The organism is Streptomyces similanensis (genome assembly GCF_039543625.1).
Taxonomy (GTDB): Bacteria; Actinomycetota; Actinomycetes; order Streptomycetales; family Streptomycetaceae; genus Streptomyces; species Streptomyces similanensis.
In genome coordinates this window covers 1-10,888 of the sequence record NZ_BAABKC010000130.1, presented here as the reverse complement: position 1 = coordinate 10,888, position 10,888 = coordinate 1, and the positions used below count along the sequence as shown (strand labels likewise).

Sequence of the window (10,888 nt, the reverse complement as noted above, 5' to 3'; positions counted from 1 at the left end):
CCGGACCGGTCGCCGGCCTCAAGCCCAACCCGCTGGCCGGCACCGGCGTCGACCCGCTCGACAACAGCGTCGGCACCCAGGTCGCCGACTTCCGTCCGGTCAGCTCCCACCAGCTCACCGGCCCGGTGGCCGAGGCGCCGTCGGTCGCCGCGGTGCCCGTCGTCGGCCCGGCGGCCAAGACGCTGCGCTGACGCCCGCGCGGGACCCGGACACACGGCGGAGAGCCGCGCCGCCCCCGGACGGAGGGGAGGCGCGGCTCTCCGGTCTGTGGTGCGGTCCGCGACGCGGCTCAGTACGCGGAGCCGGAGGCGCCGAGCGAGCCGGTCGGGTGCCAGACCGTCTTCGTCTCCAGGAACGCCGTCATGCGGTCGGTGCCCGGCGTCGCCGCCCAGTCGTCCACAGGCTGTGGACGCAGCACGCGCTTGAGGTTGTCGGCCGCGGCGATCTCCAGCTCCTTCGCCAGCGCCTCGTCGGCGCCCGCGAGGTCGATCGCGTTGACGTCCTGGTGCGCGGCGAGCGGCGCCGCGATCTCCGCCGTACGGCCGGACAGGACGTTGACGACGCCGCCCGGCAGGTCGGAGGTGGCCAGCACCTCGCCCAGCGAGAGGGCCGGGAGCGGGGACTTCTCGCTCGCGATCACCACCGCCGTGCTGCCGGTCGCGATCACCGGGGCCACCACGGAGACCAGGCCGAGGAACGACGACTCCTGCGGGGCCAGTACGGCCACGACGCCGGTCGGCTCGGGGGAGGAGAGGTTGAAGTACGGGCCCGCGACCGGGTTGGCGCCGCCGGTCACCTGGGCGATCTTGTCCGTCCAGCCCGCGTACCAGACCCAGCGGTCGATCGTCGCGTCCACCTGCTCGGCGGCCTTGGACTTCGACAGGCCCTGCGCGTCGGCGACCTCGCGGACGAACTGCGCCTTGCGGCCCTCCAGCATCTCCGCGACGCGGTAGAGGATCTGGCCCCGGTTGTACGCCGTCGCGCCGGACCACGCGCCGAACGCCTTGCGGGCGGCCACGACCGCGTCCCGGGCGTCCTTGCGGGAGGACTGCGGAGCGTTGGCCAGCCAGTTGCCCTTGGAGTCCGTCACCTCGTACACCCGGCCGCTCTCCGAACGCGGGAACTTCCCGCCGACGTACAGCTTGTAGGTCTTGAAGACAGAAAGTCGCTCAGACATCGAGGTACGCCTCCAGGCCGTGGCGGCCGCCCTCGCGGCCGAAGCCCGACTCCTTGTACCCGCCGAACGGCGAGGTCGGGTCGAACTTGTTGAACGTGTTGGACCAGATCACGCCCGCGCGCAGCTTGTTCGCGACGGCGAGGATCCGCGACCCCTTCTCGGTCCAGATGCCCGCGCTCAGGCCGTACTGGGTGTTGTTGGCCTTGGCGACCGCCTCGTCCGGGGTGCGGAAGGTGAGCACCGAGAGCACCGGGCCGAAGATCTCGTCACGGGCGATGGTGTGCGCCTGGGTGACGTGCGTGAACAGCGTCGGGGCGAACCAGTAGCCGGACGTGGGCAGTTCGCAGGCCGGCGACCAGCGCTCGGCGCCCTCCGCCTCGCCCCGCTCGGCGAGCGCGGTGATCCGGGCCAGCTGCTCGGCGGAGTTGATCGCGCCGATGTCGGTGTTCTTGTCCAGCGGGTCGCCCAGGCGCAGCGTCGACAGACGGCGCTTGAGGGCGTCCAGCAGTTCGTCGTGGATCGACTCCTGGACCAGCAGCCGCGAACCCGCGCAGCACACCTGGCCCTGGTTGAAGAAGATGCCGGTGACGATGCCCTCGACGGCCTGGTCGATCGGGGCGTCGTCGAAGACGATGTTCGCGCCCTTGCCGCCCAGTTCGAGGGTGAGCTTCTTGCTCGTGCCCGCCACCGTGCGGGCGATCTCCTTGCCGACGGCCGTGGAACCGGTGAACGCCACCTTGTTCACGTCCGGGTGCGCCACCAGCGCGGCGCCCGCGTCGCCGTAGCCCGGAAGGATGTTGACGACGCCCTTCGGCAGGCCCGCCTGGCGGCAGATGTCAGCGAAGAACAGGGCGGACAGCGGGGTCGTCTCGGCCGGCTTGAGGACGACGGTGTTGCCCGTCGCCAGCGCCGGGGCGATCTTCCACGCCAGCATCAGCAGCGGGAAGTTCCACGGGATGACCTGGCCGGCCACGCCCAGCGGCCGGGGGTTCACACCGAACCCGGCGTGGCCGAGCTTGTCCGCCCAGCCCGCGTAGTAGAAGAAGTGGGCCGCGACCAGGGGAAGGTCCGCGTCGCGGGTCTCCTTGATCGGCTTGCCGTTGTCCAGCGTCTCCAGCACCGCCAGCTCGCGGCTGCGCTCCTGGATGATCCGGGCGATGCGGAACAGGTACTTCGCGCGCTCCGAGCCGGGCAGCGCCGACCACGTCGCGAACGCCGTACGGGCGGCCCGCACGGCCCGGTCCACGTCCGCCTCGCCCGCCTGGGCGACCTCGGACAGCACCTCCTCGGTGCTCGGGGAGACCGTCTTGAAGACCTTGCCGTCGGCCGCCTCGGTGAACTCGCCGTCGATGAACAGCCCGTACGAGGGCGCGATGTCGACGACCGCGCGGGACTCGGGGGCGGGTGCGTACTCAAAAGCCATGGGGGATCAGTCCACCGTCACGTAGTCGGGACCGGAGTAGCGGCCGGTGGCCAGCTTCTGCCGCTGCATCAGCAGGTCGTTCAGCAGCGAGGAGGCGCCGAAGCGGAACCAGTGGTTGTCCAGCCAGTCCTCGCCCGCGGTCTCGTTCACCAGCACCAGGAACTTGACGGCGTCCTTGGTGGTGCGGATGCCGCCGGCCGGCTTCACGCCCACCTGCACGCCGGTCTGCGCGCGGAAGTCGCGCACCGCCTCCAGCATCAGCAGGGTGTTGGCGGGGGTCGCGTTGACGGCGACCTTGCCGGTGGAGGTCTTGATGAAGTCGGCGCCGGCGAGCATGCCGAGCCAGGAGGCGCGGCGGATGTTGTCGTACGTCGACAGCTCGCCGGTCTCGAAGATGACCTTCAGCCGGGCGCTCGTGCCGCAGGCCTCCTTCACGGCGACGATCTCGTCGTACACCTTCAGGTACCTGCCGGACAGGAACGCGCCGCGGTCGATGACCATGTCGATCTCGTCCGCGCCGGCGGCGACCGCGTCGCGCACGTCGGCCAGCTTGACGTCCAGCGCCGCGCGGCCCGCCGGGAAGGCGGTGGCGACCGAGGCGACCTTCACGCCGGAGCCGGCGACGGCCTCCTTGGCGGCGGCCACCATGTCGGGGTAGACGCAGACGGCGGCCGTGGTGGGCGTGGTGCGGTCCGTGGGGTCGGGGTGCACCGCCTTGGCGCCGAGCGCCCGGACCTTGCCCGGGGTGTCCGCGCCTTCCAGCGTCGTCAGGTCGACCATCGAGATGGCGAGGTCGATGGCGTACGCCTTCGCGGTGGTCTTGATGGAACGGGTGCCGAGGGCGGCGGCGCGCGCCTCCAGGCCGACCGCGTCCACGCCGGGCAGTCCGTGCAGGAAGCGGCGCAGTGAGCTGTCGGACGACGTGACGTCGGCTGGGGCCGGGGAGGTGGGGGCAGTGGTGGGCATGGTCACCAGATGAGCATATCTACGCGCGTAGCGGCTGTACAGCCCTTGGGATCGGGGGCTGGTTCGGGTGGGGGTGGATCGCGGGTGCGGGTGCGGGTGTGAGCGCGGGTGCGGGTGTGGGTGCGCGTGTGGGTGTGGGTGTGTGGTGGAGCGGGGGCGGGTGGTCGCGGTGCGTGGTGGGGCGGGTGCGGCTGGTGGGGCGGTGGGGCGGGGGTGGCGGCAGTAGGGGGTGCTGGTTTGTGGTGGGTGCCGGGGCGTGCAGAATCGGGACCATGACGACGCCCGCGCACGAGCCCCCCGCCCCCGAGTACAAAGACCGGGTCAACCGGTCCACCGGCGGCATCGCGGGCGGCGTCGTGCTGCTCGCCGTCGTCCTGTGGCTCGGTTTCGACGCCATGTTCACCGGCGACGGCCGCACGCCCTGGCTGGCGCTCGCCGGGATGATCCTCGTGGTGCCGTTCGTCGTCGCCTTCACGCTCCGGCCCGCCGTGTACGTCAACTCCGACCGGCTGCGCGTGCGCAACCCGTTCCGCCTCATCGTGCTGCCCTGGGGGCAGGTCGCCGTCCTGCGCTCCGGGTACTCGAACGAGGTCCTCACCAAGGCCGGCGACAAGTACCAGATGTGGGCCGTGCCGGTCTCGCTGCGGGCGCGCAAGCGGGCCGCCCGGCAGGAGGCGCGGGCCGCCACCGCCGGGGAGCAGGGCGCGGCGGGCGGCCGGGCGGGGCTCGGCGTCGGCGGCCGCGGAGGGCTCGGGCGCGGGGGCAGCACCCGCGGGCTGAGCGGGGGCGGCGCCGCCGGGGATCCGATCCGGGCCGAGGGCGACCAGTTCATGACCGAGCTGCGGGAGCTCCACGAGGCGCGGGAGAACGAGGAGAGCGCGCAGGGCGAGGTGTCGGTGCGGTGGGCCTACGAGATCCTCGGGCCCGCGGTCGCCGGGGCGCTGGTGCTGATCGTTCTGCTGGTGGTGGGCTGAGGCGCGTTGGGGTGTCCGGGCCGGTGGTGGATTGAAAAGGCGGGCGCCTGAGCGCCCGCCTTTTTCAGATGCCCAGAGCCCTCGCCAGGTCTTCCTTGATCGCGGTCAGCCGTTCCTTCGCCTTCTCGTGCGCCGGCGCGAGGTCCGCCCGTGTCGTCACCGGGACCACCACCTCCAGGTAGCACTTCAGCTTCGGCTCGGTGCCGGACGGGCGGACGATCACCCGGGCGCCGTCGAGCGTGTAGCGCAGGCCGTCCGTCGGCGGCAGCGTCTCGGTGCCCTGGGTCAGGTCCTCGGTCCGGGTGACGGGCAGGCCCGCCAGCCCGGTCGGGGGCTGCTCGCGCAGGCGGCGCATCGCGTCGGCGATCAGGGACAGGTCCTGGACGCGGACCGAGAGCTGGTCGGTGGCGTGCAGGCCGTGCTCCACGGCGAGGTCGTCCAGGAGGTCCAGCAGGGTACGGCCCTGCTCCTTGAGCTGCGAGGCCAGTTCCGTGATCAGCAGGGCCGCGGTGATGCCGTCCTTGTCGCGGACGCCGTCCGGGTCCACGCAGTAGCCGAGGGCCTCCTCGTAGCCGTAGCGCAGGCCCTCGACGCGGGCGATCCACTTGAAGCCGGTCAGGGTCTCCTCGTGCGGCAGGCCCGCGCGTGCGGCGATGCTGCCGAGGAGGGCGGAGGACACGATCGACTCAGCGAACGTGCCGCGCGCGCCGCGGGCCACCAGGTGGGCGGCGAGCAGCGCGCCCACCTCGTCGCCGCGGAGCATGCGCCAGTCCGCGCCGTCCTTGACGGCCACCGCGCAGCGGTCCGCGTCCGGGTCGTTGGCGATCACCAGGTCGGGGTCCGTCTCGCGGGCCCTGGCGAAGGCCAGGTCCATCGCGCCGGGCTCCTCCGGGTTGGGGAACGCGACCGTCGGGAAGTCCGGGTCCGGGTCGGCCTGCTCGGCGACGAGCATCGGCTCCGGGAAGCCCGCGCGGGCGAAGGCGGCCAGGAGGGGGTCCTTGCCGACGCCGTGCATCGCCGTGTAGACCGTGCGGACGGTGCGCGGGGAGTCCTCGGCGAGGACGGCGTCCGTGCGGGCCAGGTAGGCGTCGAGGACGTCGTCGCCGAGGGTCTGCCAGCCGGAGTCCGGGCGGGGGACCGCGGTGAGGGTGGTGATCGCGTCGATCTCCGCCGCGATCCGCGCGTCGGCGGGCGGGACGATCTGGGAGCCGTCGCCCAGGTACACCTTGTAGCCGTTGTCCCGGGGCGGGTTGTGGCTGGCGGTGACCTCCACGCCCGCGACCGCGCCCAGGTGCCGGATGGCGAAGGCGAGGACGGGGGTGGGCAGCGGGCGCGGGAGGACGGCGGCGCGCAGGCCGGCGCCGGTCATGACGGCGGCGGTGTCGCGGGCGAAGTCCGCCGACTTGTGGCGGGCGTCGTAGCCGATGACCACGAGGCCGGCGGTGTCGTCGCCGTGCGGGACGCCCTGCTTCTTCAGGTACGCGGCGAGGCCGGCGGCGGCGCGGATGACGACGGAGCGGTTCATGCGCAGGGGGCCGGCGCCGAGTTCGCCGCGCAGGCCGGCGGTGCCGAACTGGAGGGTGCCGGCGAAGCGGGCGGCCAGCTCCTTGGTGGCGTTCGCCTCGATGAGCTCGGCGAGTTCCGCGCGGGTGTCCGGGTCGGGGTCCTCGGCGAGCCATGCCTTGGCCTGTGCGATGAGGTCGTCGTGCACGGTTGCGTCAGCCTCTCGGTGTGGTGGGGCGGGTGCGGTGCGGGTGCCCTGCGGGGCGGTGCGGTGCGGTGCCTGGCGGTGCGGTGTCCCGTGGGGCGCCTGCTGGGCGGTGGGTCGGGGCCGTGGGGGTGCGTCCAGCCCGCCGCGCACGGACGTACGGCCCTGAGTTTCTTCGTCCGGGTAGGGAGGGACCGCAGTATGCGGCGGGCTTTGGACGCACCCCCACGGCCCGCTCCCGTTCGTCGTGCGGCTGCCGCCCGGTGGGGGCGGGGGCCGGTCGCCTTCCGGCGTGGGGGCGGGGAAGCGTGGCGGCCCTTCCGCGGCGGGTGGTGCCGGTCCGCGGGGGGCGGTGGCTTACAGGCGGTCCAGGACCTGGGCCAGGAGGCTGCCCATGCGGGTGGCGCTGTCGCGGCCGGCCTGGAGGACCTCCTCGTGGTTGAGGGGCTCGCCGGTCATGCCCGCGGCGAGGTTGGTCACCAGGGAGATGCCCAGCACCTCGGCGCCGGCCTCGCGGGCGGCGATGGCCTCCAGGACCGTGGACATGCCCACCAGGTCCGCGCCGATGACGCGGGCCATGCGGATCTCGGCCGGCGTCTCGTAGTGCGGGCCGGGGAACTGGGCGTAGACGCCCTCTTCCAGGGTGGGGTCGACCTCCTTGCACAGGGTGCGCAGGCGCGGGGAGTAGAGGTCGGTCAGGTCGACGAAGTTGGCGCCGACAATGGGGGAGGTCGCCGTCAGGTTGATGTGGTCGCTGATCAGGACCGGCTGGCCGGGGCGCATGCCCTCGCGCAGGCCGCCGCAGCCGTTGGTCAGGACGACCGTCTTGCAGCCGGCCGCCACCGCGGTCCGCACACCGTGCGCCACGGAGGCCACGCCGCGGCCCTCGTAGTAGTGGGTGCGGCCGAGGAAGACCAGGGCGCGCTTGTTCCCGATGGTGTACGAGCGGATCTTGCCACCGTGGCCCTCCACCGCCGGCGGCGGGAATCCGGGCAGCTCGGTGACCTGGAGTTCGGCGTCGGGGGCGCCCAGGGCGTCGACGGCCGGCGCCCAGCCGGAGCCCATCACGAGGGCGACGTCGTGGGTCTCCGCGCCGGTCAGTGCGCGCAGGCGCGCGGCGGCGGCGTCGGCGGCGGCGTAGGGATCGCCCTGGATGTCGTCCGGAAGAAGAGATGCGTTCACGCGGATGAGGGTAGCCGCTTCCGGCCTACGCGCGTAGATGACGGAGCTCACGGGAATGCGATCGTTGTCTTGTCGTTTCCGACGAGGGTGCGGCGGGTGGTGTTCGCGGGTCAGCAGGGGCGTTTGCGCAGTTCCATCACGTAGTCGTGCGGGGCGCCCGCCGATTCCGCGGCGTCCGCGATCTCGCCCAGGTAGCGGGCGGAGGGCAGGCCGCCCTCGTAGCCGTTGAGGACGTAGACCCAGGCCGGCTCCTCGCCGTCCAGGGTGTGCACGCGCACCCGCATGCGCCGGTAGACCTCGTTGCCGACGCCCTCCCAGCGGTCCAGGGAGTCCTCGTCCATGGGGGCGATGTCGTACAGCGCGACGAAGACCTGGGAGATCGGGTCCTCCACCAGGGTCGCCAGCGCGCCCTCCCAGCCCATGTGCTCGCCGCCGAAGGTCAGCCGCCAGCCGTTCAGCCAGCCCGTGGCGCGCAGCGGCGAGTGCGGGGCGCGGCGGGACATCAGCCGCGCGTCGAGATTGCCGGCGTACGCGGCGTAGAGCGACATGGGCGAAGCGTACGGCAGGCGGGGCCGCGCCACCGGCGTACCGGCGGGTGGGGGCCGTGCGCCGCCCCGGGGCAGTGGCACCTTGAGGAGTGCGGGACAATGGAGTACGTGACTCGGATCGTGATCATCGGTGGCGGACCCGGCGGATACGAAGCGGCGCTGGTCGCCGCTCAAATCGGCGCGGAGGTGACCGTCGTCGACTGCGACGGTCTGGGCGGAGCGTCGGTGCTGACCGACTGCGTGCCGTCGAAGACCCTTATCGCTACGGCCGAGGTGATGACCACCTTCGACTCCTCGTACGAGGAGCTGGGGATCATCGTCGCCGACGACACCCCGCCCATGGAGCAGGCCGCCCGGGTGGTCGGCGTCGACCTCGGCAAGGTCAACCGCCGGGTCAAGCGGCTCGCGCTGGCGCAGTCGCACGACATCACCGCCTCCGTGACGCGCGCCGGCGCGCGGGTCATGCGCGGGCGCGGCCGGCTGGAGGGCATGCAGGCCCTCGACGGCTCGCGCAAGGTCGTCGTCTCCACGGCCGATGGCAGCGAGGAGACGCTGACCGCGGACGCCGTGCTCATCGCCACCGGGGGCCACCCGCGCGAGCTGCCCGACGCCCAGCCCGACGGCGAGCGCATCCTCAACTGGACCCAGGTCTACGACCTCACCGAGCTGCCCGAGGAACTGATCGTGGTCGGCTCCGGCGTCACCGGCGCCGAGTTCGCCGGCGCCTACCAGGCGCTGGGCTCCCGGGTCACGCTGGTGTCCTCGCGGGACCGCGTGCTGCCCGGCGAGGACCCCGACGCCGCCGCCGTCCTGGAGGACGTCTTCCGCCGCCGCGGCATGAACGTGATGGCGCGCTCGCGCGCCGCCGCGGCCAAGCGGGTCGGCGACCGCGTCGAGGTGACGCTGGCCGACGGGCGCGTCATCACCGGCTCGCACTGCCTCATGGCCGTCGGCGCCGTCCCCAACAGCGCCGGGCTCGGCCTGGAGGAGGCCGGCGTCAAGCTGCGCGAGTCCGGTCACATCTGGACCGACAAGGTGTCGCGGACGACCGCTCCGGGCGTGTACGCGGCCGGTGACGTGACCGGTGTCTTCGCCCTGGCCTCGGTGGCGGCGATGCAGGGACGTATCGCCATGTACCACTTCCTGGGCGACGCGGTGGCCCCGCTGAACCTCAAGACGGTCTCCTCCAACGTCTTCACCGACCCGGAGATCGCCACCGTCGGCTACAGCCAGGCCGACGTGGACGCCGGCAAGATCGACGCCCGCTGCGTGAAGCTGCCGCTGCTGCGCAACCCGCGCGCCAAGATGCAGGGCATCCGGGACGGCTTCGTCAAGATCTTCTGCCGGCCGGGCACCGGCATCGTGGTCGGCGGTGTGGTCGTGGCGCCGCGCGCCTCGGAACTGATCCACCCCATCTCGATCGCCGTCGACAACAATCTGACGGTCGAACAGATCGCGAACGCCTTCACTGTGTACCCGTCCCTTTCGGGGTCGATCGCGGAGGTGGCTCGCCAGCTGCACGGGCGGAAGGCATCGGCCGAGGCGTAGCTGCCGGGGCGCGCGGGGGAGCGGGCGGCGGGCTGCGGGCCGGGCGCCTTGCCTGGTCAGGTGGTGTGTCGTCCGGTGCGCGGGCGGGTCTTCCGGCCGTCCGGCGGCCGGTGCCGCCCGCTCCGTGCGGCCCTCGACCATGCGAGCGGCATAGGCGGCGAGACTAGGCCCTATACCACCTGGTGCCCCCCTGTGCGAACAACTTCTGTTATTCGGCGCAAACTGCTGAAAGCAGACGGTCGCTGGGGTTACTGTCAGTTTCGTGTTCGCTGCTGAACGTCGCCAATTGATCCTCGAAATGGTGCGAGCGAACGGTGCCGTGTCGCTCCGTGAACTCGCCCGCGTCGTCCAGACCTCCGAAGTGACCGTACGGCGGGACGTGCGCGCGCTGGAGGCCGAAGGACTCCTCGACCGCCGGCACGGCGGTGCGGTACTTCCCGGCGGCTTCACGCGGGAGTCCGGATTCCCGCAGAAGTCGCACCTCGCGACCGCGGAGAAGACGGCCATCGCCGACCTCGCCGCGGGCCTCGTCGAAGAGGGCGAGGCCATCGTCGTCGGGGCCGGTACGACCACCCAGGAACTGGCCCGACGGCTCGCCCGGGTGCCCGGGCTGACCGTCGTCACCAACTCCCTGCTGGTCGCCCAGGCCCTGGCCCACGCCAACCGCGTGGAGGTCGTGATGACCGGCGGGACGCTGCGCGGCTCCAACTACGCCCTCGTCGGGTCCGGGGCCGAGCAGTCGCTCCAGGGGCTGCGGGTGTCGAAGGCCTTCCTCTCCGGGAGCGGCCTCACCGCCGAGCGGGGCCTGTCCACGTCCAACATGCTGTCGGCCTCGGTGGACCGGGCCCTGGTCCAGGCCGCGGCGGAGGTCGTGGTCCTCGCCGACCACGGCAAGCTCGGCGCGGACACGATGTTCCAGACCGTGCCGACCGACCTCATCACCCGCCTGGTCACCGACGAGCCCCCGGCCCACGACGACCGCGCCGGCACCGAGCTCCAGGCCCTGGCCGACCAGGGCGTCCAGATCTCCGTGGCCGGACCCTCGGGACACCCGGTGGGCGAACAGCCCCCGACCCGCGGCGACCGCCGCCGCGACGTCCCGCTGCCCGGCCCGCGCCGCGGCCAGGTGCCGGGCGGCGGGGCCACCCCCCTGCGCTCCACCGCGCTCACCGGCGACCAGCCGGGGCCGGAGCGGGCGGCCAGGGTGGCGGACCTGCGCAGGCGCTGAAGCGCGCTCGCCGGGGCGCCTGCGGAGGCGCTGAGGCGCGTCCGCAGGAGCACGACCGCAGAAGAGAGGCGCCCGGCCGGTTCGCTGTCGCGGGTCGGCCGGGCGCCTCGTCTGTCACGCCGGGGTGGGGGTCA

Annotated in this window: 9 protein-coding genes and 1 pseudogene; 4 read left to right on the top strand and 6 right to left on the bottom strand. The window is 73.0% G+C overall.

The features are described from left to right. Positions 1-191: pseudogene (locus ABEB07_RS35470) on the top strand (hypothetical protein); the annotation flags it as partial. 98 nt (positions 192-289) lie between these two features. On the opposite strand, the gene ABEB07_RS35465 reads toward ABEB07_RS35470, so the two are convergent. From ABEB07_RS35465 to deoC, 3 genes are read right to left on the bottom strand one after another with little or no spacing between them, the layout of a single operon-like run. Continuing rightward, positions 290-1,177 carry an aldehyde dehydrogenase family protein gene (locus ABEB07_RS35465; RefSeq protein WP_345672173.1) on the bottom strand — a complete coding sequence of 296 codons (888 nt, stop codon included), beginning with the start codon at positions 1,175-1,177 and terminating at the stop codon, positions 290-292. Then, positions 1,170-2,600, bottom strand: a complete 1,431-nt coding sequence (locus ABEB07_RS35460; protein ID WP_345672172.1) for an aldehyde dehydrogenase family protein — start codon at positions 2,598-2,600, stop codon at positions 1,170-1,172. Before ABEB07_RS35460 ends, ABEB07_RS35465 begins: the two co-directional genes overlap by 8 nt. 6 nt (positions 2,601-2,606) lie before the next feature. Then, a complete protein-coding gene (gene deoC / locus ABEB07_RS35455) occupies positions 2,607-3,566 on the bottom strand; it encodes a deoxyribose-phosphate aldolase (RefSeq protein ID WP_164586404.1) in 960 nt (319 codons plus the stop codon). Between the two features lie 272 nt (positions 3,567-3,838). Here deoC and ABEB07_RS35450 point away from each other — a divergent pair, with 272 nt between their 5' ends. Next, entirely contained in the window at positions 3,839-4,540 is a 702-nt protein-coding gene (locus ABEB07_RS35450) for a PH domain-containing protein (protein WP_345672171.1), read from the top strand. 64 nt (positions 4,541-4,604) lie between these two features. Here the strand turns inward: ABEB07_RS35450 and ABEB07_RS35445 are convergent, their stop codons facing one another. From ABEB07_RS35445 to ABEB07_RS35435, 3 genes are all read right to left on the bottom strand, one after another. Continuing rightward, entirely contained in the window at positions 4,605-6,251 is a 1,647-nt protein-coding gene (locus ABEB07_RS35445; protein WP_345672170.1) for a phospho-sugar mutase, read from the bottom strand. A gap of 354 nt (positions 6,252-6,605) precedes the next feature. After that, entirely contained in the window at positions 6,606-7,430 is an 825-nt protein-coding gene (locus ABEB07_RS35440) for a purine-nucleoside phosphorylase (RefSeq protein WP_176150257.1), read from the bottom strand. A 110-nt stretch (positions 7,431-7,540) separates the two neighbouring features. Further along, positions 7,541-7,978, bottom strand: coding sequence for a gamma-glutamylcyclotransferase (locus tag ABEB07_RS35435; protein ID WP_164584120.1), 438 nt, complete (start codon positions 7,976-7,978; stop codon positions 7,541-7,543). Positions 7,979-8,077: 99 nt separating this feature from the next. On the opposite strand from ABEB07_RS35435, the gene ABEB07_RS35430 reads away from it, so the two are divergent. Together ABEB07_RS35430 and ABEB07_RS35425 are read left to right on the top strand one after the other, a co-directional pair. Beyond that, positions 8,078-9,526 carry an NAD(P)H-quinone dehydrogenase gene (locus ABEB07_RS35430; protein WP_164584119.1) on the top strand — a complete coding sequence of 483 codons (1,449 nt, stop codon included), beginning with the start codon at positions 8,078-8,080 and terminating at the stop codon, positions 9,524-9,526. A 262-nt stretch (positions 9,527-9,788) separates the two neighbouring features. Further along, positions 9,789-10,754: a DeoR/GlpR family DNA-binding transcription regulator gene (locus tag ABEB07_RS35425; RefSeq protein WP_345672169.1), complete on the top strand. Its 966-nt coding sequence runs from the start codon at positions 9,789-9,791 to the stop codon at positions 10,752-10,754. Positions 10,755-10,888: the final 134 nt, after the last annotated feature.

Coding starts and splice junctions, on each gene's coding strand:
- ABEB07_RS35465 (WP_345672173.1), bottom strand. CDS start 1,177: ATGTCTGAGCGACTTTCTGTCTTCAAGACCTACAAGCTGTACGTCGGC.
- ABEB07_RS35460 (WP_345672172.1), bottom strand. CDS start 2,600: ATGGCTTTTGAGTACGCACCCGCCCCCGAGTCCCGCGCGGTCGTCGAC.
- deoC (WP_164586404.1), bottom strand. CDS start 3,566: ATGCCCACCACTGCCCCCACCTCCCCGGCCCCAGCCGACGTCACGTCG.
- ABEB07_RS35450 (WP_345672171.1), top strand. CDS start 3,839: ATGACGACGCCCGCGCACGAGCCCCCCGCCCCCGAGTACAAAGACCGG.
- ABEB07_RS35435 (WP_164584120.1), bottom strand. CDS start 7,978: ATGTCGCTCTACGCCGCGTACGCCGGCAATCTCGACGCGCGGCTGATG.
- ABEB07_RS35430 (WP_164584119.1), top strand. CDS start 8,078: ATGGAGTACGTGACTCGGATCGTGATCATCGGTGGCGGACCCGGCGGA.